Annotated in this window: 22 protein-coding genes and 1 pseudogene; 11 read left to right on the top strand and 12 right to left on the bottom strand. The window is 61.4% G+C overall.

All coding sequences use genetic code 11. The features are described 5' to 3' along the window. Positions 1-127 precede the first annotated feature (127 nt). A complete protein-coding gene (locus tag AB3G88_RS07615; RefSeq protein ID WP_099587439.1) occupies positions 128-2,056 on the top strand; it encodes a transglycosylase SLT domain-containing protein in 1,929 nt (642 codons plus the stop codon). Between the two features lie 65 nt (positions 2,057-2,121). Here the strand turns inward: AB3G88_RS07615 and AB3G88_RS07610 are convergent. Together AB3G88_RS07610 and AB3G88_RS07605 are read right to left on the bottom strand one after the other, a co-directional pair. Next, positions 2,122-2,889, bottom strand: a pseudogene (locus AB3G88_RS07610) (Fic family protein); the annotation flags it as partial. Between the two features lie 63 nt (positions 2,890-2,952). Further along, positions 2,953-4,728, bottom strand: a complete 1,776-nt coding sequence (locus tag AB3G88_RS07605) for an ABC transporter transmembrane domain-containing protein (protein ID WP_480453580.1) — start codon at positions 4,726-4,728, stop codon at positions 2,953-2,955. A gap of 236 nt (positions 4,729-4,964) precedes the next feature. On the opposite strand from AB3G88_RS07605, the gene AB3G88_RS07600 reads away from it, so the two are divergent. Further along, positions 4,965-5,138: a PA1571 family protein gene (locus tag AB3G88_RS07600; protein WP_400527079.1), complete on the top strand. Its 174-nt coding sequence runs from the start codon at positions 4,965-4,967 to the stop codon at positions 5,136-5,138. 53 nt (positions 5,139-5,191) lie between these two features. On the opposite strand, the gene pdxB is transcribed toward AB3G88_RS07600, so the two are convergent. Beyond that, positions 5,192-6,334, bottom strand: a complete 1,143-nt coding sequence (gene pdxB, locus AB3G88_RS07595) for a 4-phosphoerythronate dehydrogenase PdxB (protein WP_480453578.1) — start codon at positions 6,332-6,334, stop codon at positions 5,192-5,194. A 165-nt stretch (positions 6,335-6,499) separates the two neighbouring features. On the opposite strand from pdxB, the gene AB3G88_RS07590 reads away from it, so the two are divergent. Then, the gene (locus AB3G88_RS07590; protein ID WP_158877102.1) at positions 6,500-7,894 is read left to right on the top strand and encodes an MATE family efflux transporter; all 1,395 of its coding nucleotides are present in this window, start codon (positions 6,500-6,502) and stop codon (positions 7,892-7,894) included. Here the strand turns inward: AB3G88_RS07590 and tusA are convergent. Together tusA and rlmM are read right to left on the bottom strand one after the other, a co-directional pair. Then, on the bottom strand, positions 7,891-8,142 hold the full coding sequence (gene tusA, locus AB3G88_RS07585) for a sulfurtransferase TusA (RefSeq protein WP_099587443.1): 252 nt from the start codon (positions 8,140-8,142) through the stop codon (positions 7,891-7,893). The two genes, AB3G88_RS07590 and tusA, sit on opposite strands and share 4 nt — an antisense overlap. A gap of 13 nt (positions 8,143-8,155) precedes the next feature. Then, the gene (rlmM, locus tag AB3G88_RS07580) at positions 8,156-9,232 is read right to left on the bottom strand and encodes a 23S rRNA (cytidine(2498)-2'-O)-methyltransferase RlmM (RefSeq protein ID WP_099587444.1); all 1,077 of its coding nucleotides are present in this window, start codon (positions 9,230-9,232) and stop codon (positions 8,156-8,158) included. Between the two features lie 190 nt (positions 9,233-9,422). On the opposite strand from rlmM, the gene acnA reads away from it, so the two are divergent. After that, a complete protein-coding gene (gene acnA / locus AB3G88_RS07575; RefSeq protein ID WP_112194076.1) occupies positions 9,423-12,164 on the top strand; it encodes an aconitate hydratase AcnA in 2,742 nt (913 codons plus the stop codon). Between the two features lie 228 nt (positions 12,165-12,392). Here acnA and AB3G88_RS07570 read toward each other — a convergent pair whose 3' ends face one another. Next, positions 12,393-13,331: an aspartyl/asparaginyl beta-hydroxylase domain-containing protein gene (locus AB3G88_RS07570; protein WP_099587446.1), complete on the bottom strand. Its 939-nt coding sequence runs from the start codon at positions 13,329-13,331 to the stop codon at positions 12,393-12,395. An 85-nt stretch (positions 13,332-13,416) separates the two neighbouring features. Then, on the bottom strand, positions 13,417-14,391 hold the full coding sequence (cysK, locus tag AB3G88_RS07565) for a cysteine synthase A (protein ID WP_099587447.1): 975 nt from the start codon (positions 14,389-14,391) through the stop codon (positions 13,417-13,419). Positions 14,392-14,516: 125 nt separating this feature from the next. Here cysK and AB3G88_RS07560 point away from each other — a divergent pair, with 125 nt between their 5' ends. The 3 genes from AB3G88_RS07560 (at position 14,517) to AB3G88_RS07550 (ending at position 17,722) form a co-directional block, all read left to right on the top strand. Further along, positions 14,517-15,593 carry a DUF748 domain-containing protein gene (locus tag AB3G88_RS07560; RefSeq protein ID WP_112194074.1) on the top strand — a complete coding sequence of 359 codons (1,077 nt, stop codon included), beginning with the start codon at positions 14,517-14,519 and terminating at the stop codon, positions 15,591-15,593. Positions 15,594-15,698: 105 nt separating this feature from the next. Beyond that, positions 15,699-16,544: an AAA family ATPase gene (locus tag AB3G88_RS07555; RefSeq protein ID WP_003210690.1), complete on the top strand. Its 846-nt coding sequence runs from the start codon at positions 15,699-15,701 to the stop codon at positions 16,542-16,544. Beyond that, the gene (locus AB3G88_RS07550; RefSeq protein WP_099587449.1) at positions 16,544-17,722 is read left to right on the top strand and encodes a vWA domain-containing protein; all 1,179 of its coding nucleotides are present in this window, start codon (positions 16,544-16,546) and stop codon (positions 17,720-17,722) included. The genes AB3G88_RS07555 and AB3G88_RS07550 overlap by 1 nt, the downstream gene beginning before the upstream one ends. A 75-nt stretch (positions 17,723-17,797) precedes the next feature. On the opposite strand, the gene AB3G88_RS07545 is transcribed toward AB3G88_RS07550, so the two are convergent. The 3 genes from AB3G88_RS07545 to AB3G88_RS07535 are packed head-to-tail and all read right to left on the bottom strand — an operon-like array spanning position 17,798 to position 19,683. Beyond that, entirely contained in the window at positions 17,798-18,340 is a 543-nt protein-coding gene (locus AB3G88_RS07545) for a DUF2937 family protein (protein WP_032888750.1), read from the bottom strand. Positions 18,341-18,351: 11 nt separating this feature from the next. Next, entirely contained in the window at positions 18,352-19,128 is a 777-nt protein-coding gene (locus AB3G88_RS07540; protein WP_024074057.1) for a class II glutamine amidotransferase, read from the bottom strand. Positions 19,129-19,149: 21 nt separating this feature from the next. Beyond that, complete coding sequence (locus AB3G88_RS07535) at positions 19,150-19,683, bottom strand: MFS transporter (RefSeq protein WP_099587450.1); 534 nt, start codon at positions 19,681-19,683, stop codon at positions 19,150-19,152. Between the two features lie 24 nt (positions 19,684-19,707). On the opposite strand from AB3G88_RS07535, the gene AB3G88_RS07530 reads away from it, so the two are divergent. Next, positions 19,708-21,750, top strand: a complete 2,043-nt coding sequence (locus tag AB3G88_RS07530; RefSeq protein WP_480453577.1) for a S9 family peptidase — start codon at positions 19,708-19,710, stop codon at positions 21,748-21,750. Positions 21,751-21,809: 59 nt separating this feature from the next. After that, entirely contained in the window at positions 21,810-22,283 is a 474-nt protein-coding gene (locus AB3G88_RS07525) for a cyclic nucleotide-binding domain-containing protein (RefSeq protein WP_099587452.1), read from the top strand. Here AB3G88_RS07525 and AB3G88_RS07520 read toward each other — a convergent pair. Then, the gene (locus AB3G88_RS07520) at positions 22,280-22,558 is read right to left on the bottom strand and encodes a hypothetical protein (RefSeq protein ID WP_480453576.1); all 279 of its coding nucleotides are present in this window, start codon (positions 22,556-22,558) and stop codon (positions 22,280-22,282) included. The two genes, AB3G88_RS07525 and AB3G88_RS07520, sit on opposite strands and share 4 nt — an antisense overlap. 78 nt (positions 22,559-22,636) lie before the next feature. Between AB3G88_RS07520 and AB3G88_RS07515 the strand changes: the two genes are divergently transcribed. Beyond that, the gene (locus AB3G88_RS07515) at positions 22,637-23,323 is read left to right on the top strand and encodes a spermidine synthase (protein WP_046035159.1); all 687 of its coding nucleotides are present in this window, start codon (positions 22,637-22,639) and stop codon (positions 23,321-23,323) included. 85 nt (positions 23,324-23,408) lie between these two features. On the opposite strand, the gene AB3G88_RS07510 is transcribed toward AB3G88_RS07515, so the two are convergent. After that, a complete protein-coding gene (locus AB3G88_RS07510) occupies positions 23,409-24,329 on the bottom strand; it encodes a ParB/Srx family N-terminal domain-containing protein (protein ID WP_480453575.1) in 921 nt (306 codons plus the stop codon). Positions 24,330-24,430: 101 nt separating this feature from the next. Here AB3G88_RS07510 and AB3G88_RS07505 point away from each other — a divergent pair, with 101 nt between their 5' ends. Beyond that, a complete protein-coding gene (locus AB3G88_RS07505) occupies positions 24,431-24,805 on the top strand; it encodes a YajD family HNH nuclease (RefSeq protein ID WP_003210675.1) in 375 nt (124 codons plus the stop codon). The last annotated feature ends 84 nt before the right edge of the window (positions 24,806-24,889 follow it).

Here is a 24,889-nt window from a genome sequence, read left to right as displayed (position 1 = left end):
ACATTTCCGGTAAACCTGAACGAACCGGCCGGCAAAGCTTTCGCCGGTCGCTGGCAAAAGGCTAAGCTAGGGGCAATCAGCGTCGGCGGTGCCGGCGCTAGTCGTGATTTCTCTGCACGGACGTCTCATGCGCAGTCGCCTTTTCAACTTTTTATCTTGTCTGCTTCTTTCCGCCACCGCCGTTCAATCCGCCCAGGCCGTGGACCTCACCACCCAACGTCAATATTACGATGAAGCCAAGCGCGCACTGGCCAAGGGCGATACCGGCCCCTATATGCAATACAGCCAGGCCCTGGCCGACTACCCGCTGACGCCGTACCTGGCCTACGACGAGCTGACCGCGCGCCTGAAAACCGCGAGTAATCAGGAAATCGAGCAGTTTCTCGCCAAAAACGGCGACCTGCCCCAGGCCAACTGGATGAAGCTGCGCTGGTTGCGCTGGCTGTCCGAGCGTGGCGACTGGCAGACCTTTGAAAAGTACTACGACTCCAAACTCAATTTCGTCGAACTGGACTGCCTGCACGGCCAATACCAGCTCACCCACAACCTGAAGGCCGAAGGCTACAAGACCGCCGAAAAGCTGTGGATGACCGGCAAATCCCAACCCGCCGCCTGTGATGCCACCTTTGGCCAGTGGGCCGCCGACGGCCAACTCACCGAACAGAAAATCTGGGACCGCACCAAGCTCGCCGCCGAAGCGCGCAACTACGCGCTCGCCAACAGCCTGGTGAAAACCCTGCCGACGCTCGGCGCCCAAGGCCGCCTGATGGTGGATGTGGCGCAAAAGCCCGACATGCTCAGCGATCCATCGCGCTTCCAGCCGGCCACCGAGGCTATGTCTGACGCCGTGGGCCTGGGCCTGCGTCGCCTGGCCCGCCAGGACCCGGACAAGGCCATGGCCCTGCTCGACGGCTACGCCAGCAGCATGCACTTCTCCCGTGACGAAAAAGTGTCGATCGCCCGCGAAATCGGCCTGACCCTGGCCAAGCGCTTCGACCCACGCGCCCTTGAGGTGATGACCAAGTACGACCCCGAGCTGCGCGACAACACCGTCTCCGAGTGGCGCCTGCGCTTGCTGTTGCGCCTGGCACGCTGGGAAGATGCCTACCAGTTGACGCGCAAACTCCCACAAGACCTGGCCACCACCAACCGCTGGCGCTACTGGCAGGCCCGCAGCCTGGAACTGGCCGAGCCGAAGAACCCGCAAGCCCTGGTGCTCTACAAGAACCTGTCGCGGGAGCGGGACTTCTACGGATTCCTCGCGGCTGATCGCTCCAAAGCCCCGTATCAACTGAACAACAAGCCGCTGGTGATGAGCCAGGCGCTGGTCAATAAAGTCCGTAACACCCCCGGCGTACGCCGCGCCCTGGAGTTTTACGCCCGTGGGCAGATCGTGGACGGTCGCCGCGAGTGGTACCACGTCAGCCGCCACTTCAACCGCGATGAGATGGTCGCCCAAGCCAAGCTGGCGTACGACATGAAGTGGTACTTCCCGGCGATCCGCACCATAAGCCAGGCCCAGTACTGGGACGATCTGGACATCCGCTTCCCGATGGCCCACCGCGACACCCTGGTGCGTGAAGCCAAGGTTCGTGGCCTGCATTCGAGCTGGGTATTCGCCATCACCCGCCAGGAAAGCGCCTTTATGGACGATGCCCGCTCCGGCGTTGGCGCCAGCGGCCTGATGCAACTGATGCCCGGTACCGCCAAGGAAACCGCGCGCAAATTCAGCATCCCCCTGGCCTCCCCGGCCCAGGTGTTGGACCCCGACAAAAACATCCAGCTCGGCGCCGCCTACCTGAGCCAGGTGCACAGCCAATTCAACGGCAACCGCGTACTCGCCTCCGCCGCCTACAACGCCGGCCCCGGCCGCGTGCGCCAGTGGTTGCGCGGTGCCGATCACTTGAGTTTCGATGTATGGGTGGAGAGCATCCCATTCGACGAAACCCGCCAGTACGTGCAGAACGTGCTGTCTTATTCAGTGATCTACGGGCAAAAGCTCAACTCGCCACAGCCGCTGGTGGATTGGCATGAGCGGTATTTTGACGATCAGTAACACTTGAAACGGAAAGGAAAAATGCCCGCATTGAAAAATGCGGGCATTTTTTATGAGCCTGCCCGAGGCTCGCTTTGCACGGCTTCAGCCAAGGCCAGGCTCAACGCCTGCAGCATGAACTCAACGAAGGGCGTGGCCTCGGCCTGCCGGTCTGCAGTTGAAAGCGCGGCATAGTAAGCGTCCTGCTGTTCACGAATAACCGCTTCCACTGGCAGGTAGGCCAATACAGGACGCCATTGGCTGAGAATCAGCGTTTGCCAGAGCCGTCCCATGCGCCCATTACCATCGGCAAAAGGGTGGATAAATTCAAACTCATAATGGAATACACAGCTGGCGATCAACGGGTGCCAATCGGAAACCGACAACCATTGGAGCAGGTCATCCACCAGATGCGTCTCACGGCTCGCGGGCGGAGCCATGTGTACCAATTGCTCGCCACGATAGATACCAACACCCGCCTGCCGAAACCGTCCGGCATCGTCGATCAAGCCATACATCAGCAGTTCGTGAGCCTTCAACACATCCGCGCGATTACTCGGCAGCCACTGCGGCATTGCCTCGTAGGCAGCAAACGCATTACGCACTTCCTGGATTTCTCTAGGCAGCCCCAATACTCGTCGGCCTTCCAGAACAGCAGTCACCTGCTCGACGCTGAGGGTATTGTTCTCGATCGCCAATGAGGCCTGAATCGTACGGATTCGATTACCCCGCCTGAGCTGTGGCGTCTGACGGGTGTCGTCACCGACTGAGAGCTGACCAATCTGCTCACTGATATCAGCCACCAGGGCCAGCATCTTTGTGGTCAGTGTCAACGGAGGTTGATAGCGGCTCATGTCCTCATCCAGATCAATAGCGAAAGATTGCATAATGCCTTAAGGAGCAAGCACACCGCAGCTTCATTCCATATCCCCAACAGCACTGAACTGCAACGCCGCCAACCGCGCATACAGCGGATTGCTCGCAATCAGCTGCTGATGCGTGCCCACCGCCACCAGCTTGCCCTGGTCCATCACGGCGATCCGATCAGCATTCTTCACCGTGGCCAGGCGATGGGCGATCACCAGCGTGGTGCGCCCTTGCATCAGTTGCGGCAAGGCTTGCTGGATCAGGTGTTCACTCTGGGCATCGAGGGCGCTGGTGGCTTCGTCCAGCAGCAGGATCGGTGCGTCGACCAACAAGGCGCGGGCGATGGCCAGGCGCTGGCGCTGGCCGCCGGAGAGGCCCTGGCCACCGTCGCCCAGGTGAGTCTGGTAGCCGTTGGGCATTTGCAGGATGAAATCATGGGCGTGGGCGATGCGCGCAGCGGCTTCGACCTGCTCGCGGGTCGCGCTCGGGTTGCCGTAGCGAATGTTTTCTTCGACGCTGCCGAAAAACAGCGCCGGGCTCTGGGACACCAAGGCGAAATGGCGGCGCAGATCCAGGGGGTCGAGCTCGGTCAGCGGGTGACCTTCGAGCAGTATGCGGCCGTGCTGGGGGTCGTAGAAACGCAGCAGAAGGTCGAAAATGGTCGACTTGCCCGCGCCGGATGGCCCGACCAAGGCCAGGGTTTCGCCGGGGTTGATCGTCAGATTCAAGCCGTCGATTGCGTAGCTGTCGGGCCGTGACGGGTAGGAAAAACGCAAGTCCTGCAGCTCCATACGCCCACTGACCCGCGCCGGCAATTGCACCGTGCCTGCGGCCGGCGCCTGGATTTCGTTAGTCGACTGCAACAGCTCACCAATGCGCTCGGCTGCACCGGCGGCGCGTTGCAGCTCACCGAGTACTTCGCTCAGGGTGCCGACGGCGCTGCCGACGATCAGGCTGTAGAACACAAACGCCGCCAGTTCGCCGCCGGAAATACGCCCACTGATCACGTCCATGCCGCCCACCCACAGCATCACGCCCACGGCACCGAGCACCAGCATGATCACCAAGGTGATCAGCCAGGCCCGCTGGGCAATACGTTTACGCGCCGTGGCAAAGGCTTCTTCGACGGTCACGGCAAAGCGTTGTTCGTCCTGGACCTGGTGGTTGTAGGCCTGCACGGTCTTGATCTGGCCGAGGGTTTCGGACACATAACTGCCCACATCGGCAATCCGGTCCTGGCTCAGGCGCGACAGGCTACGCACGCGGCGACCGAAAATCAGGATCGGTGCCAGCACCAGCGGCAGCGCCACCACCACGATACTGGTGAGCTTGGGGTTGGTGACGAACAGCAGCACAATGCCGCCGATGACCATCAAGGCATTGCGCAGGAACAGCGACAGCGACGAGCCGATCACCGATTGCAACAAGGTGGTGTCTGTGGTCAGCCGCGACTGGATTTCGGAGCTGCGGTTGTTCTCGTAGAAGCCGGGGTGCAAGTAGATGAGGTGGTTGAACACCTGCCGACGAATATCCGCCACCACCCGCTCGCCAATCCAGGACACCAGGTAAAACCGTGCAAAAGTACCCACCGCCAGGCCCAGCACCAGGATCATGAACAGGCCGATGGACTGGTTGAGCAGATGCGGCGACTGGGTCATGAAGCCCTGGTCCACCAGCAGGCGGATGCCCTGCCCCATGGACAAGGTGATGCCGGCGGTGACGATCAGCGCCAACAGGGCGCCCAGCGCCTGCCAGCGATAGGGCGCGATAAAGCGGCTGGCCAGGCGAATTGCGCGGCGTTGACGGACTGAGAACATGGAGGGCATCACCGATGAGGGGTCTATACCTCAACATTGGGGGAACTTGGGTAAATAACAATGAGTCAGGTTAATTATGCCCGCCGATGCTGGCCCCTAGAGGCTATCGGTCTAACACCCGGCTGGAAATCGACAGCGGTTTCTGGTGGACTGGATGTTCGAACCGGTGGTCGTGCAGGGAGTTGTCACAGCGCGGTCACGCGGGGGGTTCAAAGTAGGTACACAACCTGATGAGGAGACAGGCCATGACCTTGCAAAACAGCAGCGATGCCAAGATTGAAGTGATCCGCCAACCCCAGCAGTTGCCTTGCTCCGTCATCGACGCCCAAGGCCATGAGGTTCAGATCACCGAAGAGATGATCCAGCAAGCGTGCCGCGAACTGGAAGAAAAACTGGTCAAGTCTGCCCAGCAAGGCTGAAACGCCCAAGCTCTTTCAGACCCGGCCGCGATGGCCGGGTTTTTTATGGGCGCTTAAATAGCCACTGCGCCCAATGCGGACACAATCTTCGACAGCGTCTCCGACTCCCCATTGATACGCACCTTCAAGCCCTCGATCTCCCGACGCTCCGGGTAATGCTTGCGCAGCAGGTCGAACGCCTTACGCTGTTCTTCCACAGTTCCCACCAGGCTGCGACGGAAATCCGCATCATCCCGGCGCGGGTCGTACACGCTGCGGCACAAGGTCGCCAGCGCCCAGGCGGGGTCGGTCGAAGCATTCAGGTGCACTTCAGACAACCACGGCGCCGGCAACAGTTCGCTCAAGTGGATGCTCGGTGCCTGGCCCAGGTACGCGCAAAACGCCTGGTAGATCTGCGCCGTGCCGCGCTGACGGCCTTCCAGGCTGTAACCGGCGATATGCGGCGTGGCCAGCACGCACAGGTCGGCCAGGTCCGCATCCACTTCGGGCTCGCCTTCCCATACATCCAGCACCGCTTGCAGGTCTTCGCGCGCCAGCAACACCTCGCGCAGGGCAGCGTTGTCCACCACCGGGCCGCGGCTGGCGTTGATCAGCCAGGTGCCGGGCTTGAGCTGCTCCAGGCGCTGGCGGTCGAACAAATGCCAGGTCGAGCCATTGCCGGACTTGGTCAGCGGCGTGTGCAGGCTGATCACGTCGCACTGCTCGACGATCTGCGCCAGGCTCACATAGTCGCCGTCTTCGGCGATCTGCCGTGGCGGGTCGCACACCAGCACGTTCCAGCCCAGGCCCTTGAGCACCTTGACCAGGCGCCCGCCGACTTCACCGGCACCGACGATGCCGTAAGTACGCTTATTGAGGTCGGCGCCTTCGATCTCGGCGAGGGTCTGCAGGCTGCCCAGCACGTAGTCCACTACCCCACGGGCATTGCAGCCGGGGGCGCTGGACCACTGGATACCGGCTTGCTTGAAGTAGTCCAAATCCAGGTGGTCGGTGCCGATGGTGCAGGTGCCGACAAAGCGCACGTTGGAGCCCTCCAGAAGCGCGCGATTGACGTTGCTCACCGAGCGCACCAGCAGCACATCCGCCTGCTCGACCGTGGCGCGGTCAAGGGAACGGCCGGGCACCCGGCGAATCTCGCCAAATCCTTGGAAGAAGGCATCGAGCAGCGGGATATTTTCGTCGGCAACAATCAGCATGGCAGGCTCCTTTGGCGGACCCGCAGTGTACAGGCTTGCGTGGATTCAATGTGGGAGGGGGCCTGGCAGGTTGCTTACAAATCCCCAACACAGGTTTTTTCCTGACCATTGCGTCAGGGCGTAGAATCCGCCGTCCTTGCGCTCCTCTCAATTGGACACCTGTACGTGAACACTGCCGCCACCGCCCTCACCCGCCCCGCCCGCATCAGCCGGGAAGTGCGCGACCTGCTGACGCTCGCCCTGCCGATCATGATCGGCCAACTGGCCACCACCGCCATGAGTTTTGTCGACGCGGTCATGGCCGGGCGGGTCAGCCCCCAGGATCTGGCGGCGGTGGGCCTGGGCAACTCGATCTGGATCCCGGTGTACCTGCTGATGAGCGGCACGCTGCTGGCCACCACGCCGAAAGTCGCCCAGCGCTACGGGGCAGGCCAGTTCAACGAGATCGGGCCGCTGGTGCGCCAGGCGTTGTGGCTGGCGGTGGTCGTGGGGATCATCGGCGCATTGCTGCTGCTGTGCGCCGAACCGATCCTGCATGCCATGAAGGTCGAGCCCGACCTGATCGAACCATCCATGGGCTACCTGCACGGCATCGCCGCCGGGATGCCGGCGATTGCGCTGTATTACGTGCTGCGCTGTTTCAGCGATGGCCTGGGCCGCACGCGGCCGAGCATGGTCATGGGCCTGGTCGGCCTGGCGCTGAATATTCCGCTGAACTACATCTTCATCTACGGCCACTTTGGCGTGCCGGCCATGGGCGGCGTGGGCTGCGGCTGGGCCACGGCCATTGCGATGTGGGTGATGATGCTCGGCCTGGCCGTCTGGACGCGCTGGGGCCCGGCCTATCAGAGCAGTGAATTGTTCAAACGGTTTGACTGGCCGCAATGGGCAGTCATCAAGCGTGTGCTGGGGATTGGCCTGCCGATTGGCGTCGCGATCTTCGCCGAATCGAGCATTTTTGCGGTAATCGCCCTGTTGCTCGGCAGCCTGGGCGCCACGGTGGTGTCCGGGCATCAGATCGCACTGAACGTCAGCTCGCTGGTGTTCATGATCCCCTACTCCCTGAGCATGGCCGTCACCGTGCGCGTCGGTCAGGCCCTCGGCCGTGGCGAGGCACGGGAAGCGCGCTTCGCCGCCGGTGTCGGCATGGGCACCGCGCTGGCGTATGCGTGCCTGTCGTGCAGCCTGATGCTGTTGTTCCGTGAGCAGATCGCGACGATCTACACCCCGGACCCAGTGGTGATTCACTTGGCTTCGACGCTGATTGTGTTCTCGGCGCTGTTCCAGTTCTCGGACTCGATCCAGGTCACGGCAGCCGGCGCCTTGCGTGGCTACCAGGACACCCGCGTGACCATGGTGCTGACCTTGTTCGCCTACTGGGGCGTGGGGCTGCCGGTGGGTTATGCCCTGGGGCTGACCGACTGGCTCGGCGCCCCAAGCGGCCCCAGCGGTTTGTGGCAAGGGCTGATCGTGGGCCTGAGCTGTGCGGCGGGGATGTTGCTGGTACGCCTGGCGCGCAGTGCACGCCGGCGTATCCGGGCGGACAAGGCGCGGGGTTAGTCGGCCTTCTTGCGAATCCAGTACAGATAAGTGCCAGCCTGTTCCTGCTGATCCACCAGTTCGTGGTCCAGGAACACGCAGAACTTGGGAATATCGCGGCGGGTCGACGGGTCCGTTGCGATCACCTTGAGCAAACCGCCTGCCGGCAGGTCGCGGATGTGCTGGTGCAGCATCATCACGGGTTCCGGGCAGTTGAGGCCGGTGGCATCGAGAATGCCGTCGACAGGGCTTTCGTTGATATCGCTCATTGATGACTCCTCGTTAACGGGCCTTGGTTTTCTTCGCATCCACCAGGCGGCGCAGGTGGCAGGTCACTTCCTCACGGTCGTGGTACAGCTGCTTGCAGCCGATTTCCACGCGAATGCCGCGGGCCTTGAAGCCCTCTTCGATACGCTCCAGCAGGCGCTTGACTTCGGCATAGCGCTGCTTCATCGGCAACTTCAGGTTCACCACCGCCTCGCGACAATGCCCCTCGCCGATCCAGGTTTCCAGCAACGCGGCGTTGCGCGCCGGTTTCTCGACGATGTCGCACACCATCCAGTCCACCGGCTGCTTGGGCACGAAGGTGAAGCCGTCGGCCATCAGGTGCTGCACCAGACCGGTGTCCATCAGGCTTTCGGCCATGGGGCCGTTGTCGATGGCGGTCACCAGCATGCCACGGTTGACCAGTTGCCAGGTCCAGCCGCCCGGCGCAGCGCCGAGGTCGACGCCAGTCATGTCGCCGTGCAGGCGCTCGTCCCATTGGTCGCGGGGGATAAAGTGGTGCCAGGCCTCTTCCAGCTTCAACGTCGAACGGCTTGGCGCGTCACGCGGGAACTTCAGGCGCGGGATGCCCATCGGCCACATGGCCGAATTGTTCGACTCGGCCAGGCCCATGAACACTTCGCGGCCGCTCTTGAAGGTCAGCAGCAGGCGCGGCTTGCTCGGGTCGTCCACCAGCTTGCCGGCGCCCAGCAGGGCTTTGCGCAGGTGCACTTCAAATTTCTTGCAGAAGTTCGACAGTTCCTTGCCATCGTTGGTGTCGACCATCTCCAGCCACAGGCTGCCGCACACCGGGAATTCGCGCAGGTGAGCGAGGATCACGCTGATGCGGTCGGTTTCCGGCAGGTCGATAAACACCCCGCGCGCCCACTGCCGGGGGAAGATCAGCTCGGCAAAGCGCTGGCCGTGCATCAGGCGCTGGGCGCCGTCTTCTTCGGTGCAGACAAATTCGGCGCAGGCGCTGCCGGTCTTGGCCTTGGCGTAGCCGGAAACGTTCAGGCGCGCAGCGAGGTCCGCGATCTCGGAACAGACTTCGCCTTCAAAACCCGGGCGGCAGTGCATAAAAAGGGTGTTCATTGAATCTCCTGGCAACTGGCTTGCTCTATCGCAATGCCTGTCATGAAAACGCGCGCATGATAGCCGAGTTCGGAACCTTGGACTTGCCCATAGAGTCCAGTTATTAGCCTGCTAATGAAAACGGGGCTAGTTTGATAGCTCTGTTCGTCCCGTCAGGTCCGTAGCCGTGCGGACCATAAGGAGTCGCGTCATGTCATCGCTTGATAGCCTGAGAACCCTTAAAACCCTGCAAATCGACGACAAAACCTACCACTACTTCAGCCTGCCCGAAGCCGCCAAGAGCCTGGGCGACCTGGACAAGCTACCGATGTCGCTCAAGGTGCTGCTGGAAAACCTGCTGCGCTGGGAAGACAACAAGACCGTCACCGGCGCCGACCTCAAGGCCATTGCCGCCTGGCTCAAAGAGCGCCAGTCCGACCGTGAGATCCAGTACCGCCCCGCCCGCGTGCTGATGCAAGACTTTACCGGCGTACCCGCCGTGGTCGACCTGGCCGCCATGCGCGCCGCCGTGGCCAAGGCCGGTGGCGACCCGCAGCGCATCAACCCGCTCTCCCCGGTGGATTTGGTGATCGACCACTCGGTGATGGTCGACAAGTTCGGCAATGCCGATGCCTTCGAGCAAAACGTCGATATCGAGATGCAGCGCAACGGCGAACGCTACGCCTTCCTGCGCTGGGGCCAGAGCGCCTTTGACAACTTCAGCGTGGTGCCGCCGGGCACCGGCATCTGCCATCAGGTCAACCTGGAGTACCTGGGCCGCACCGTGTGGACCAAGGACGAAGACGGCCGCACCTACGCCTTCCCCGACACGCTGGTCGGCACCGATTCCCACACCACCATGATCAACGGCCTTGGCGTACTTGGCTGGGGCGTGGGTGGCATCGAAGCGGAAGCGGCGATGCTCGGCCAGCCGGTGTCTATGCTGATCCCGGAAGTGATTGGCTTCAAGCTCACCGGCAAACTCAAGGAAGGCATCACCGCCACCGACCTGGTGCTGACCGTGACCCAGATGCTGCGCAAAAAAGGCGTCGTCGGTAAGTTCGTTGAGTTCTACGGCGACGGCCTGGCCGATCTGCCTCTGGCTGACCGCGCCACCATCGCCAACATGGCCCCGGAATATGGCGCCACCTGCGGCTTTTTCCCGGTGGATGAAGTGACGCTGGACTACCTGCGCCTGTCCGGTCGGCCGACAGAAACCGTGAAATTGGTCGAGGCCTACACCAAGGCTCAGGGCCTGTGGCGTATTGCCGGCCAAGAACCGGTGTTCACCGACAGCCTGGCCCTGGACATGGGCAGCGTCGAAGCCAGCCTTGCCGGGCCGAAACGTCCGCAGGACCGCGTGGCGCTGCCGAATGTCGGCCAGGCCTTCAGCGACTTTCTCGACCTGCAATTCAAACCCACCAACAAGGAAGAAGGCCGCCTGGAAAGCGAAGGCGGCGGCGGTGTCGCCGTGGGCAATGCCGACCTGGTGGGCGAAGCCGATTACGAATACGAAGGCAACACCTACCGCCTGAAAAACGGCGCGGTGGTCATCGCCGCGATTACGTCGTGCACCAATACCTCCAACCCCAGCGTGATGATGGCCGCCGGGCTCGTGGCCAAGAAAGCCGTGGAAAAAGGCCTGACGCGCAAGCCGTGGGTCAAAAGCTCCCTGGCGCCCGGCTCCAAGGTGGTCACCGACTACTACAACGCCGCCGGCCTCACCCACTACCTGGACGCGCTCGGTTTTGATCTGGTGGGCTATGGCTGCACCACCTGCATCGGCAACTCCGGGCCATTGCCCGAGCCGATTGAAAAAGCCATCCAGAAGGCCGACCTCACCGTGGCCTCGGTGCTGTCGGGCAACCGCAACTTTGAAGGCCGCGTACACCCACTGGTGAAAACCAACTGGCTGGCTTCGCCGCCGCTGGTGGTCGCCTATGCGCTGGCCGGCACGGTGCGCATCGACATCAGCAGCGAGCCGCTGGGTAACGACAAGGACGGCAAGCCGGTCTACCTCAAGGACATCTGGCCGAGCAGCCAGGAGATCGCCGACGCGGTGGCGCAGGTCAGCACTGGCATGTTCCACAAGGAATACGCCGAGGTGTTTGCCGGCGACGCGCAATGGCAGGCCATTGAAGTGCCTCAGGCTGCGACGTACGTGTGGCAGAAGGATTCCACCTACATCCAGCATCCGCCGTTTTTCGACGACATTGCCGGCCCGTTGCCGGTGATCGAGGACATCAAGGGCGCCAACGTGCTGGCCCTGCTGGGGGATTCGGTGACCACCGACCACATCTCCCCCGCCGGCAACATCAAGGTCGACAGCCCCGCCGGCCAATACCTGCGCGAGCAAGGCGTGGAACCGCGGGACTTCAACTCCTACGGCTCACGCCGGGGTAACCATGAAGTGATGATGCGCGGCACCTTTGCCAATATCCGGATCCGCAACGAAATGCTCGGTGGCGAAGAAGGCGGCAACACGCTGTACATCCCCACCGGCGAAAAAATGGCGATCTACGATGCGTCGATGAAATACCAGGCGTCGGGCACCCCGCTGGTGGTGGTTGCGGGGCAAGAGTACGGCACCGGCTCCAGCCGCGACTGGGCGGCCAAGGGCACCAACCTGCTGGGCGTCAAGGCGGTGATCGCCGAGAGCTTCGAGCGAATTCACCGTTCCAACCTGGTGGGCATGGGCGTGCTGCCGTTGCAGTTCAAACTCGATCAGAACCGCAAGACGCTCAAGCTCAGTGGCAAGGAGAAGATCGACATTCTTGGGCTGAGCGAGGTGGAGATCGTGCCGCGCATGAACCTGACGCTGGTGATTACGCGAGAGGATGGCAGCAGCGAGAAGGTCGAGGTGCTGTGCCGGATCGATACGCTCAATGAGGTGGAGTACTTCAAGGCGGGCGGGATTTTGCACTACGTGTTGCGCCAACTGATCGCCAGCTAAAGATCACTGGAGATCAAATGTGGGAGGGGCGGTGCGACGATTCGACTTGCCCCCGATGAGCATGGGTATCTACACATCTTTGGTGAAAACGTACCCTTAGCGAACGAGGGTCTTGTGGTGAGCGGGCTTGCCCCGATGAGGGTGTGTCAGCTGATAAATCTGTAGCTGACCCACTGTCATCGGGGGCAAGCCCCCTTCCCCATTTTTGACCGCGTTTAAACTTTCAGATCAGCCGAACAGCCATTTCCACAGCAGCACCAGCACGACCACCGCCAACACCGGCCGCGCAATGCGGTAAGCCTTGGGATGTTTGCGCTTCCACTGCTTGACCTGGCCGCTGAACTTGTCGCTGAAGGTCTTGCTCCAGGCATACGCCTGGTTGATCCCGCCAACACGCTCGTCATCCAGGTTCTGCGGCGCGGTCGCACGGCCCAGTTGCTTGCTGACCCAACGGTTGAGGCGGGTCATCACGCGGTTGCTCAGGGGACGCTCAATGTCGCAGAACAGAATCACACGGGTCTGTTCGGTTTCATTCTTCACCCAATGCACGTAGGTTTCGTCGAACATCACGTCGTCGCCGTCGCGCCATGCGTATTCCTGGCCGTCGACGAAGATGCGGCAGGCATCGGAGTTGGGCGTGGACAGCCCCAGGTGATAACGCAGGGAACCGGCAAAAGGGTCGCGGTGCGGGTTGAGGTGGCTGCCGCCCGGCAACAGCGCAAACATCGCGCCCTTGACGTTGGGAATGCTGCTCACCAGTGCCACGGTTTTCGGGCACAGCGCCTCGGCCGATGGCAGGGGTTTGTCGTACCACTTGAGGTAGAAGCGCTTCCAGCCCTTCTTGAAGAACGACCCGAAACCGGCATCGTTGTTCTTTTCGGCGGCGCGGATGTAACCCTCGTCGAACAGGTGCATGGCCTCTTCGCGGATCACCTCCCAGTTGTCCTTGAGCACATCCAGTTCCGGGAACTTGCTGCGGTCCAGGTAGGGTTTGGACGGCACTGCCGAAAACAGATACATCAAGGCGTTATACGGGGCGAACAGCGCCGAATGGTTTACGAACTGGCGCAACATCGGTAGACGGGCCTTGCCGCGCAAGTGGACATACAGTGTGCTACCGATAAACAGCAGCAGCACCGACAGTTTGGCGGCCAAAGAAAAGGTCATGCAGCAACTCCTGGAAATATGCGCCGGGCATCATAAACACTTGGGCCAGTATGCAGAAGGCCCAAGGTATCGGCGCTGACATACATCAAGCCTGGTTTTCCTGCTCGGTAAACAAATCGCTGAACAGCATGCTCGACAGGTAGCGCTCACCGGAGTCCGGCAGGATCACCACGATGGTCTTGCCCTGCATTTCCGGTTTCTCGGCCAGGCGCACGGCCACCGCCATGGCGGCACCGCAGGAGATGCCGCACAGAATCCCCTCTTCCTGCATCAGGCGCAGGGCCATGGCCTTGGATTCGTCGTCGGTCACCAGCTCCACGCGGTCAACCATCGACAAGTCGAGGTTTTTCGGTACAAAACCGGCGCCGATGCCCTGGATTTTATGCGGGCTCGGCTTGATCTCATCGCCAGCCAGCGCCTGGGTGATCACCGGCGACACCACCGGCTCAACGGCCACCGACAGAATCGGCTTGCCCGCGGTGTTCTTGATATAGCGCGATACGCCGGTGATGGTGCCGCCGGTGCCCACGCCCGCTACCAGCACATCCACCGCACCGTCGGTGTCATTCCAGATTTCCGGGCCGGTGGTTTTCTCGTGGATCGCCGGGTTGGCCGGGTTTTCGAACTGGGCCGGCATAAAGTAGGTGGCCGGGTCGCTGGCAACGATTTCGCCGGCCTTTTCGATAGCGCCCTTCATGCCTTTGGCCGGCTCGGTCAGTACCAGCTCGGCACCGAGGGCCTTGAGCACTTTGCGGCGCTCGATGCTCATGGACGCCGGCATGGTCAGCAGCAACTTGTAGCCACGGGCGGCGGCGACAAACGCCAGGCCGATGCCGGTATTGCCCGACGTCGGCTCGACAATGGTCATGCCCGGCTTGAGTTTGCCGGTGCTTTCCGCGTCCCAGATCATGTTCGCGCCGATGCGGCACTTTACCGAGTAACCCGGGTTACGCCCTTCGATCTTCGCCAGGATGGTCACGCCACGCGGGGCGATGCGGTTGATCTGCACCAGGGGCGTGTTACCGATGGAGTGCGCGTTGTCTGCAAAAATGCGGCTCATGACGGGTCCTTGTAGGCAATTTCAAGAAGGCAACAAGGGTATGCCTCGTAGTACAAAGCGTCCAGTCAGAGGAACGTTGCGCGGATCAAGACAGTCCATGTTTCATCTGCAAGGAGAACTGCCCGATGAAACGTCGCTACAGCTGGCCACTATGGACCGTCGCCGGAGTGCTGGTGGTCCTGGTCGCCTTGAGCATCGCCCTGCCCTACCTGGTGCGCAACTATTTGAATGACAAACTCGCCAATATGGGCGATTACCGAGGCCAGGTGACCGACGTGGACCTGGCGCTATGGCGGGGCGCGTACCGGATCAACGGCCTTGAAATCATCAAGGTCGACGGCAAAGTGCCCGTACCGTTTGTCAACGCCCCGCTGATCGACCTGGCGGTGAGCTGGCATTCGCTGTGGTACGACCATGCAGTGGTCGCCAAGGTGCGGTTTATCAAACCTGAAGTGAACTTCGTCGACGGCGGCGCCAACAAGCAGGCGTCCCAGACAGGTAAGGGCACCGACTGGCGCGAGCAGTTGAGCAAGCTGGCACCCATCACCCTTGATGAAGTGCGCATCGAAGACGGCAAGATCGCCTTCCACAACTTCAGCTCCAAACCTGCGGTAAAAATCGATGCCACTGACGTCAACGCCAGCTTCTACAACCTGACCAACGTGGTCGACGTCAAAGGCAAGCGCGACGCCCGCTTCGACGGCAAGGCCCTGCTGCAAGGCCAGGCCCCGCTGGAAGCCAGCGCCACCTTTGACCCACTGAGCAATTTCGAGAACTTCGAGTTCCGTTTCCGCGCCAAGGACCTGCAGCTCAAGCGCATGAATGACTTCGCCTCGGCCTACGGCAAGTTCGACTTCAAGGCCGGTAACGGCGACGTGGTGATCGAAGCCCAGGCCGAAAAAGGCCAACTGACCGGCTACATCAAGCCGTTGTTAAGGGATGTGGAAGTGTTTGACTGGCAGCAGGACGTGGAGAACAAGGACAAGAACATCTTCCGCTCGATCTGGGAGGCGGTGGTTGGCACCAGCGAGACGGTGCTGAAGAACCAGCAGAAAAACCAGTTCGCCACCCGCGTCGAGCTCAGTGGCAGCGTACATCAACAAAATGTCAGCGCGTTCTCTGCGTTTTTGGGGATTTTGCGCAATGGTTTTATCCAGGCGTTCAATGCACGTTATGAGCAACCCAAGCCATCGGCAGACTGATATCCCATGTGACCGGCCATTCAGAGACTGAATAACCCGTCTGCGTTCACAGTCGCCGGGGCTGCGCGGTATAGTCGGGGCATTGATGAATGCGAGGAAACACCGATGAAGTTCGAAGGCACCCAGGCCTATGTGGCTACCGATGACCTGAAACTGGCCGTCAACGCCGCCATCACCCTGGAGCGGCCGTTGCTGGTCAAGGGCGAACCGGGCACCGGCAAGACGATGCTCGCCGAGCAACTGGCCGAATCCTTCGGTGCCAAGCTGATCACCTGGCACATCAAGTCCACCACCAAGGCCCACCAGGGCCTCTACGAGTACGATGCGGTCAGCCGCCTGCGCGACTCGCAGTTGGGCGTGGACAAGGTGCACGATGTGCGCAACTACCTGAAGAAGGGCAAGTTGTGGGAAGCGTTCGAGTCCGAAGAACGGGTGATCCTGCTGATCGATGAAATCGACAAGGCCGACATCGAGTTCCCCAACGACCTGCTGCAAGAACTCGACAAGATGGAGTTCTACGTCTACGAAATCGACGAGACCATAAAGGCCAAGAAGCGCCCGATCATCATCATTACCTCCAACAACGAAAAAGAGCTGCCGGACGCATTCCTGCGCCGTTGCTTCTTCCACTACATCGCCTTCCCCGACCGCACCACCCTGCAGAAGATCGTGGATGTGCACTACCCCGACATCAAGAAAGACCTGGTCAGCGAAGCCCTCGACGTGTTCTTCGACGTGCGCAAAGTCCCGGGCCTGAAGAAAAAACCGTCCACCTCCGAACTGGTCGACTGGCTCAAGCTGCTGATGGCCGACAATATCGGTGAAGCGGTGCTGCGCGAACGCGATCCGACCAAAGCCATCCCGCCGCTGGCCGGCGCCTTGGTCAAGAACGAGCAAGACGTGCAATTGCTGGAGCGTCTGGCGTTCATGAGCCGTCGCGGTAATCGCTGATGTTGCTCAACCTGTTCAACGAGATGCGCGCCGCCAAAGTGCCGGTGTCGGTGCGCGAGTTGCTCGACCTGATCAACGCGCTCAAGCAGCGCGTGACCTTCGCCGACATGGACGAGTTCTACTACTTGGCCCGGGCGATCCTGGTCAAGGACGAGCGGCATTTCGACAAGTTCGACCGTGCCTTCGGCGCCTATTTCAACGGCCTGGAAAAGCTCGACGACCATTTGCAGGCGCTGATCCCCGAAGAGTGGCTGCGCAAGGAATTCGAGCGTTCGCTGAGTGACGAAGAACGCGCGCAGATCCAATCCCTCGGCGGCCTCGACAAGCTGATCGAAGAGTTCAAGAAACGCCTGGAAGAACAGAAAGAACGCCACGCCGGCGGCAATAAATGGATCGGCACCGGCGGTACCAGCCCGTTTGGCTCCGGTGGCTACAACCCCGAAGGCATCCGCGTCGGTGACGCCGGCAAGCGCCAGGGCAAGGCGGTGAAAGTCTGGGACCAGCGCGAGTACAAGAACCTCGACGATCAGGTGGAACTGGGCACGCGCAACATCAAGATTGCACTGCGCCGCCTGCGCAAATTCGCGCGCCAGGGTGCCGCCGACGAGTTGGACATCGACGGCACCATCGACCACACCGCCCGCGACGCCGGCTTGCTGAATATCCAGATGCGCCCGGAACGGCGCAATACCATCAAGCTGTTGCTGCTGTTCGATATCGGCGGCTCGATGGATGCCCACGTGAAAATCTGCGAAGAGCTGTTCTCCGCCTGCAAGACCGAGTTCAAACACCTGGAGTACTTCTACTTCCATAACTTCGTGTATGAGTCGGTGTGGAAGAACAACCAGCGCCGCACCTCGGAGCGCACTTCCACCCAGGACCTGCTGCACAAGTATGGCGCCGACTACAAAGTGATCTTTATCGGCGACGCATCGATGGCGCCGTATGAAATCACCCAGGCCGGCGGCAGCGTCGAGCATTGGAACGAAGAGCCGGGCTATGTGTGGATGCAGCGTTTCATGGCCAAGTACAAGAAGCTGATCTGGATCAATCCGTATCCGAAGGACACTTGGGACTTTACGGCGTCGACGGGGATTGTGCGGGAGTTGGTGGAGGATCAGATGTATCCGCTGACCCTGCGCGGGCTGGAAGAAGGCATGCGCTTCCTGTCCAAATAAACGCCGATCCCCATAATGCAGGAGATCTAATGTGGGAGGGGGCTTACCCCCTCCCACATTGGACCGGGTTGGGCGTTAAAGACCTTTCAGGTCCCGCTCTTCAATCGGCCGGCTCTGGCGCAGGCGCTTGCCGCCCAACACCACCCAGTCGATCAGGCGGAACAGGCATTCCAACCCAAACGACAGCAGCATCGCCCCGCCCAGGCCCCAGCCCATGGCTTCAGGGGTCAGCAGGATCTGGTAGCTGTAGCCGTTCCAGGTTTCCTGGCGGATATCCGGGTCGGCAGCCACCGCCACTTGCAAGGCGCGGATGTACCACGGGCCTTGCATGGCCTGGAATTGCTTGTCCAGCGCCACCTGGCGATCAAGCATCGCGCCCAGGCTATTGGCGTCGCTCTGGAACACGGGGTCGTCACTGGCGCGGTAATGCGCCACCAACGCTTTCAAATCACCGTTGAAGAACTGCCGCGCAGTGGTTTCAAACCCGCTCAGCCCCGTCTGGGCCTCGATCAGGTGGGCTTCGACGCGCTTGGCATAGTCGTTGATAAAACCCGGCACTTGCACGCCGACCAACAGGCCAATGGCAAACAGCACCAACCGCAGATAGCTGAGCAACATGGTCGATATCCTTACTCAGTAATGCCCTGGCTGACGCATTCACCGCGTCGCCACAGGCTCCATTGGCCCGGTTCGTAACGGGTCCAGTTTTCGTTGTCGGTCAACGGTTCGGTGGCGATCACCGTCACTACATCATTGGGTGTGGTTTCGGCCTGGAAATCGACGATCACGTCGACATCCTTCAACCGCGCCGGGCCAAACGGGGCACGCCGGGTGATCTGCGCCAACTTGGTCGAGCAGTAGCAGAACAGCCAGTCGCCATCGCTGAGCAGGCAGTTGAACACGCCTTTGCTGCGGTATTCGGCACAGGCGGCGATCAGGTCGGGCAGCATCTGCTCGATGTCCACCGGCTCGGGAAAGGCCTCGCGCACGCGGTTGAGCAAGTCGCAGAAGGCTGCCTCGCTGTCGGTATCGCCGACCGGGCGGTAGAACGTGGCGCGCGGGTTGAAGTCCGCCAATTGGCCGTTATGGGCGAAACACCAGTTGCGACCCCACAATTCACGCACGAACGGGTGGGTATTGGCCAGACTCACTTTGCCCACGTTGGCCTGGCGGATATGGCCGATCACCACTTCACTCTTGATGGGATAACGCTGCACCAGCAGCGCGACTTCCGATTCACTGCTCGCGGCCGGGTCCTGGAACAGGCGCAGGCCACGGCCTTCGTAGAAGGCGATACCCCAACCGTCGCGGTGGGGGCCGGTGCGCCCACCGCGCTGCATCAGCCCGGTAAAGCTGAACACGATATCGGTGGGGACGTTGGCACTCATGCCCAATAATTCACACATGCCAGGGCTCTCGCTGCAACGTTAAAGGCGCGGTTCGACCCGCATGCCGCTGACAGGCGCCGGACGGCGGAATGGCTCGTCGTCTTCTTCCACCGCTTCAGCGGCCAGGGCTGCATCGGTGGCGGCCTTGCGCTCACGACGCGCATTGGCGGCGCGCTCGATGGGCCAGCGGATCAACACAATCACCAGGTACACGCCAAAGGCGATCATGGTGTACATGAACAAATCGGAAATCGCCCGCCAGGCGTTGTTGCCGACCTTGAGCACCAGGTCCAGGGCGGTAATGGCCACGGCCGGCGCGAACTGGGTCTTGACCGGGTCGACGATGGTCGGGCTGAACAGCAACACGGCCATCAGCAATTGCAGCGGCTCGCGCAGCCAGCGCCAGATCCAGCGCGTCATGCGCCACCACACCAACAGGCAGCCCAAAGCGGCGAAGGCGTAAAGGCCCCAAGCGGTCAGATAGTCGTTCTCGGTCATGGTGTCCATGGCAAGGCTGGCAAAGAGGCGGCTATGATAACGGCTTTTGCGTGTCGCGGCTGCAAAGCCTGCCACCGTCCGCCAGATAGAGAATAATCCATGCCTGTATCGCGCCCCCCGATTGCCCGCAAGGCCCCAGGCCAGGATCCTTACGCCTGGCTGCAAGAACGCGACAGCACTGAAGTGCTCGATTACCTCAAGGCCGAAAATGCCTGGCAGGAAGCCCAGCTCGCCGATCAGGCAGACTTGCGCGAAAGCCTGTTTGAAGAGATCAAGGGCCGCATCCTCGAAACCGACCTGTCGCTGCCCTCCCCGTGGGGCCCGTACCTCTATTACACCCGCACCACCGCCGGTGACGAGTACGCCCGGCACTACCGCTGCCGCCGTCCGGCCGATGACAGCAACCAGGTCGACGACAGCAGCGAAGAGCTGTTGCTGGACCCGAACGAACTGGCCAATGGCGGCTTTTTCTCCCTCGGCGCGTTCAGCATCAGCCCCGACCACCAGCGCCTGGCCTACAGCCTGGACACCAGCGGCGATGAGATCTACACCCTGTTCGTGAAGGAATTGGCGACGGGCAAGGTCAGCGAACTGGAGTTCCAGGACTGCGACGGCAGCATGACCTGGGCCAACGACAGCCTGACCCTGTTCTTCGGCGAACTGGACGACACCCACCGTCCGCACAAACTGTATCGCTATCGCCTGGACGGCACGGCAGCGCAGGAAGTGTTCCACGAGCCCGACGGGCGTTTCTTCCTGCATTGCTACCGTTCCAGCTCCGAGCGCCAGTTGCTGCTGGCCCTGGGCAGCAAGACCACCAGCGAAGTCTGGGCGCTGGACGCCGACCAGCCGCACCTGGCCTTCACCTGCCTGGCGCCTCGGGTCGAGGACCACGAATACGACGTCGACCACGGCCAACTGAATGGCGCGTGGACCTGGTTTATCCGCAGCAACCGGGATGGCATCAACTATGCGCTGTTCGTTGCAACCGACATTGGCGATGTGCCCACCGAGGATGAGTGGCAAAACCTGATCCCCCACAGCGATGACGTGATGCTCGACGGTGTGAGCCTCAATACCGGCGCCATGACCCTGAGCCTGCGCATCGGTGGCCTGCCGGTGATCGAAGTGCACCCGCAGGGCCTGCCCGCGTATCGCGTGGAATTGCCCGACGCCGCCTACAGCCTCTACGTACAGAACAGCCTGGAATTCGTCAGCGACAAAATTCGCCTGCGGTATGAGGCCCTCAATCGCCCGGCCCAGGTGCGTCAGCTGGAACTGGCCAGCGGCGCGCAACAGGTGCTCAAGGAAACCCCGGTGCTCGGTGTGTTCAATGCCGACGATTACGTGAGCCAGCGCTTGTGGGCCACCTCTGCCGATGGCACCCAGGTACCGATCAGCCTGGTGGTCAAGCGCGACCAGCTCGGCAAAACCACGCCGCTTTACCTGTATGGCTACGGCGCCTACGGCCAAAGCCTCGACCCGTGGTTTTCCCACGCGCGCCTCAGTCTGCTCGACCGTGGCGTCGCGTTTGCGATTGCCCACGTGCGTGGCGGCGGCGAGCTGGGTGAAGCCTGGTACCGCAACGGCAAGCAGGAACACAAGCAGAACACCTTCAGTGACTTTATCGCCTGCGCCGAACACCTGATCGCCCAAGGCTTGACCACCGCCAAGCAACTGGCCATCAGCGGCGGCAGTGCCGGCGGCCTGTTGATCGGCGCGGTGCTCAACCAGCGTCCGGAGTTGTTCCAGGCGGCGATTGCCGAAGTGCCGTTCGTCGATGTGCTCAACACCATGCTCGACCCGGATCTGCCGCTGACCATCACCGAGTACGACGAGTGGGGCAACCCCGACGAGCCCGAGGTGTATGAGCGCATCAAGGCCTACGCGCCTTACGAAAATGTCCAGGCCCAGGCCTACCCGCATCTGCTGGTGATCGCCGGCTACAACGACAGCCGCGTGCAGTACTGGGAAGCCGCCAAGTGGGTGGCCAGGCTGCGTGACACCAAAACCGACAACAACCTGCTGTTGCTCAAGACCGAACTGGGCGCCGGCCATGGTGGGATGAGCGGTCGTTACCAGGGATTACGTGACGTAGCGCTCGAATATGCATTTGTGTTCAAGGCGCTGGGGTTAATTTAGGAACTTAGTGCGGCGGTTCTGTCTGAACACAGGACCGCTTACCGATTGATGGACCAGTCATGCCACAACCGACTTTACTGAACGATGAAATCCGCGACATGCTCATGGACTGCGGCCTGTTCGACCCTCTGTTGCCGGAGGATTTTCACGTCGCCGCCGGCTACTTCAATATCAGCAGCATTGCCCAGGACGAAGCGATTTTCCTCGAAGGCGATGCCGGCACCTTTATGTGCATCATCCACAGCGGCCAGGTGGCGGTGCAGAAAACCAATCACGACGGCCAGCGCCTGACCATCGCCACCCTGCGCAGTGGTCGGGCCTTTGGTGAGATGGCGGTACTTGACGGCGAGCGGCGCTCCGCCAGTTGCGTGGCGGCCAGCGACTGCGTGTTGTTGAACCTGGGCAAGGACTCCCTGGAAAAAATGCTCAACGAAACACCACGGGTGGCCGCCAAGATCATCCGGGCGATTGCGATTGCCTTGTCCAAGCGCCTGCGCATGGCGGATGGGCAGTTACTGTCCCAACCGTTTTAACCGCCGGGGGGTTTCGGTTTGCTGTCGTTCTGCTGCAGGCCGGGCACCGTCTGGTCCTTCGGTGGCGTCGGCAGCACGATGGGCGCCAAGGGCGGCGAGCCGTTGGTCTTGGGCAGCGCTGGCGGGCTGACCTGGGGATACAGCGTCGGCGTCGGCGTGCCCGGCGCACCTGGGGTTGGCGCGGGCGCGACCGGTACGGTTTGCAACTCCTGAGCCTGCGCCGCACCCAATGCGAGCGCGCTCAACACAATGACCGTTAGAATGCTGCACTTCATCGATGGCTCCATGGCCTGACCGGAATGTCGTAAGGCTACTCCCAACCGCGCAAGAATGCCCTTCCCAATGAGATTTCCATGAAACGTTTCGTTCTGCTGGACACCACCCCGATCCCCGACAACGGCGGTGCCTTGTGCCTGTTCGAATACGGCGAGGATTTTGTCATCAAGATCCAGGGCGGTGACGGCGGCCAGTTGATGAACACGCGCATGCACGGCTCCGAAGATGCGCTGGCAGAGATCCCCTGCCGCAAGGTTGCCGGTCGTCCGGGGTCTCGGGTGTTGATTGGTGGTCTGGGCATGGGCTTTACCCTGGCCTCGGCGCTCAAGCATCTGGGCAAAACCGCCGAAGTGGTCGTGGCCGAACTGGTGCCGGGCGTCGTGGAATGGAACCGTGGGCCGCTGGGGGAAAAGTCCGGCCGTCCACTGCTGGACCCGCGCACCGTGATCCGTCTGGAAGACGTGGCCAAGGTGCTGCAAGCCGAGCCCCAGGGCTTTGACGCGATCATGCTGGATGTGGACAACGGCCCCGAAGGCCTGACGCAAAAAGCCAACAGCTGGCTCTACTCCGCCGGTGGCCTCGCAGCCTGCGCCAAGGCCTTGCGGCCCAAGGGCGTGCTGGCGGTGTGGTCGGCAAGCGCCGACAAACTGTTCAGCGACAAACTGCGCAAGGCCGGTTTCAAGGCCGAGGAAGTGCAGGTGTTTGCCCATGGCAACAAGGGCACGCGTCACACCATCTGGATTGCGGAAAAGCTCAAGGGCTGAGCATGCGTCCCCGACAGCGTAAATCTAATGTGGGAGGGACGGTGCGACGATTCGACTTGCCCCCTCCCACATTTTTGATCCCTGGTCAGTTGTGGGATTTGCGGTAGTCGATGACATACGGCACTTTTTTATCGAAGGTCTTTTCCAACTCATCGCGATCCAGTTTGCTCATGCCGCCCAGTTGCTGCGCAGTGAAACCGCTGTCCCCGACCTGTGAGCCGGGCGCCAGGCTGACCATGCGCTTGGCCACCGCTTCGATAGCGGCCTTGTAGCCGCCTTTTTTATTCAGGTCGTACTGGCCCAGATCAATCTGCGTGCGCAGCCAGTTGCCCCAATAGAACTCCAGAAATTCCGGTGCGACCTCCCCCACGTCCGGCTTGCCGTAGGCAGCCTTGCGGGTGAAATACACCAGGCTGCGAAAGGTGTCGTCCTGCAGGTTCTTGAACCCCAGGTGGGCCGGCAGTTGCGCAGGCGGCAGGGTCTGGCCCTGATTGTCCTTGAGCCAGACCTTGCGGGCCGCTTCCATACGCAGCCAGAAGGTCGCGAGGTCTGGGCTGCTGCTGAAATCGTCGGTCACCCTCACCCACATTTTCAATCGAGGGCCGGCCCCCGGCGTTTCCCACAGGGTGGTGAAGCTATGATGACCATCGGTCAGGTACAACTGGCCGCCGGGGCCGACCACTACGGTTTTCATATCGTCGGGGTGGGTGCCTACCGGGTCTTTGCAGGTGAAGCTGGTGGGCTGGAGCAGCTTGGCGTTCTTGGGCACCTTGTCGGCCTCGCCCTGACCGTTGGTCTCGCAGTATTCATCGAAGGCTTTGGTAGGTTTGTCGGCAAACAACCCGAGGCTGTAATAGATCTGATCGAAGCCCACTACGGCCTGGGTCGGGTGCAACTGTTCGAGGGCGACCTCGATCACCTGGCCCGGCTGAGGTGTGGAGAACGCCTGGGCGTGAGCCGCCAGGGCGCCGAAGAGCAGTGCAACTGTCCATGTGTGCCAACGCATAGGTTTCAGATCCTTGTGAAATGAATGAACCGATACTACAAACGCCCGCCGACGGCTAGAATCAACGCTATCCGTGACCCACCAAATAGCCAGGAGCCATCATGAGCTCGACCAACCCGCCCTCCCACACCGCCAAGCTGGACCGCATCCTGGCCGATGCCCAGCGCGACCGGGAAATGGGCTACCGCGACAAAGCCCTCAAAATGTACCCCCACGTGTGCGGCCGCTGCGCCCGTGAATTCGCCGGCAAGCGCCTGAGCGAACTCACCGTACACCACCGTAACCACAATCATGATGACAACCCCCAGGACGGCTCCAACTGGGAGTTGCTGTGCCTGTATTGCCACGACAACGAACACTCGCGCTACACCGACCAGCAGTACTTCGGCGAAGGCTCCACCAGCAGCCCGACGATTGCCAAGGCGACGCACAACCCGTTTGCGGCGTTGGCGGGGTTGATGAAGAAGGACGACTGAAGATCATCTGAAGTCGCACCGGCCTCGTCGCAGGTTAGCGCCTGTGACGAACGCGCGTTGATGACCTCCGTTAACGTCAGTTGG

It is taken from the genome of Pseudomonas arvensis (genome assembly GCF_056688935.1).
This window is presented reverse-complemented; position numbering and strand designations above follow the sequence as displayed.

What these genes read in the sequence shown, in the direction of transcription:
- AB3G88_RS07615 (WP_099587439.1), top strand. Translation starts at nt 128, where the DNA reads ATGCGCAGTCGCCTTTTCAACTTTTTATCTTGTCTGCTTCTTTCCGCC.
- AB3G88_RS07605 (WP_480453580.1), bottom strand. Translation starts at nt 4,728, where the DNA reads ATGCCCTCCATGTTCTCAGTCCGTCAACGCCGCGCAATTCGCCTGGCC.
- AB3G88_RS07600 (WP_400527079.1), top strand. Translation starts at nt 4,965, where the DNA reads ATGACCTTGCAAAACAGCAGCGATGCCAAGATTGAAGTGATCCGCCAA.
- pdxB (WP_480453578.1), bottom strand. Translation starts at nt 6,334, where the DNA reads ATGCTGATTGTTGCCGACGAAAATATCCCGCTGCTCGATGCCTTCTTC.
- tusA (WP_099587443.1), bottom strand. Translation starts at nt 8,142, where the DNA reads ATGAGCGATATCAACGAAAGCCCTGTCGACGGCATTCTCGATGCCACC.
- rlmM (WP_099587444.1), bottom strand. Translation starts at nt 9,232, where the DNA reads ATGAACACCCTTTTTATGCACTGCCGCCCGGGTTTTGAAGGCGAAGTC.
- acnA (WP_112194076.1), top strand. Translation starts at nt 9,423, where the DNA reads ATGTCATCGCTTGATAGCCTGAGAACCCTTAAAACCCTGCAAATCGAC.
- AB3G88_RS07570 (WP_099587446.1), bottom strand. Translation starts at nt 13,331, where the DNA reads ATGACCTTTTCTTTGGCCGCCAAACTGTCGGTGCTGCTGCTGTTTATC.
- cysK (WP_099587447.1), bottom strand. Translation starts at nt 14,391, where the DNA reads ATGAGCCGCATTTTTGCAGACAACGCGCACTCCATCGGTAACACGCCC.
- AB3G88_RS07560 (WP_112194074.1), top strand. Translation starts at nt 14,517, where the DNA reads ATGAAACGTCGCTACAGCTGGCCACTATGGACCGTCGCCGGAGTGCTG.
- AB3G88_RS07555 (WP_003210690.1), top strand. Translation starts at nt 15,699, where the DNA reads ATGAAGTTCGAAGGCACCCAGGCCTATGTGGCTACCGATGACCTGAAA.
- AB3G88_RS07550 (WP_099587449.1), top strand. Translation starts at nt 16,544, where the DNA reads ATGTTGCTCAACCTGTTCAACGAGATGCGCGCCGCCAAAGTGCCGGTG.
- AB3G88_RS07545 (WP_032888750.1), bottom strand. Translation starts at nt 18,340, where the DNA reads ATGTTGCTCAGCTATCTGCGGTTGGTGCTGTTTGCCATTGGCCTGTTG.
- AB3G88_RS07540 (WP_024074057.1), bottom strand. Translation starts at nt 19,128, where the DNA reads ATGTGTGAATTATTGGGCATGAGTGCCAACGTCCCCACCGATATCGTG.
- AB3G88_RS07530 (WP_480453577.1), top strand. Translation starts at nt 19,708, where the DNA reads ATGCCTGTATCGCGCCCCCCGATTGCCCGCAAGGCCCCAGGCCAGGAT.
- AB3G88_RS07525 (WP_099587452.1), top strand. Translation starts at nt 21,810, where the DNA reads ATGCCACAACCGACTTTACTGAACGATGAAATCCGCGACATGCTCATG.
- AB3G88_RS07520 (WP_480453576.1), bottom strand. Translation starts at nt 22,558, where the DNA reads ATGAAGTGCAGCATTCTAACGGTCATTGTGTTGAGCGCGCTCGCATTG.
- AB3G88_RS07515 (WP_046035159.1), top strand. Translation starts at nt 22,637, where the DNA reads ATGAAACGTTTCGTTCTGCTGGACACCACCCCGATCCCCGACAACGGC.
- AB3G88_RS07510 (WP_480453575.1), bottom strand. Translation starts at nt 24,329, where the DNA reads ATGCGTTGGCACACATGGACAGTTGCACTGCTCTTCGGCGCCCTGGCG.
- AB3G88_RS07505 (WP_003210675.1), top strand. Translation starts at nt 24,431, where the DNA reads ATGAGCTCGACCAACCCGCCCTCCCACACCGCCAAGCTGGACCGCATC.